Below are 463 nucleotides of genomic sequence, written 5' to 3' on the forward strand. Positions count from 1 at the left end.
CTGCAATACCTGGGACAGTACACTCACAGGGTTGCTATTTCTAACAATAGAATTATTAAGGTTGAAGACAGCAAGGTTACCTTTAAATGGCGGGATTACCGGGACAATAACAAGACTAAACTGATGACCCTTGATGCCCAGGAGTTCATTCGACGGTTCCTGCTGCATATTCTGCCACAAAGGTTTGTCAAGATTCGTCACTACGGGATTCTGAGCAACAGAAACCGTAATACCAAGCTGAATACCTGTAAGCAGCTATTTAAATTGAGTACATCCAGGACGAAAATCACTGACATTGCAGAATTAATCCTGAAACTGACAGGCAGGGATATCACTCTATGTCCACAGTGTGGTAAAGGCAAAATGCTAAAGAAGATGAAACTTGAACCCAGGAACTGCTCCCCTCCCATTGTGGCTTAACTACATAAATTTTTGCTGATTTTGGGGAGGGGGAAAGTGCATC

General features: G+C 43.0%; 1 protein-coding gene. It reads left to right on the forward strand.

The features are described 5' to 3' along the window. A partial coding sequence (locus Ga0451573_RS18990) for an IS91 family transposase (protein ID WP_231685764.1) occupies positions 1 to 420 on the forward strand: 420 nt, incomplete at its 5' end. Positions 421 to 463 lie beyond the last annotated feature (43 nt).

Source organism: Phosphitispora fastidiosa, from assembly GCF_019008365.1.
Lineage (GTDB): Bacteria > Bacillota > Thermincolia > Thermincolales > UBA2595 > Phosphitispora > Phosphitispora fastidiosa.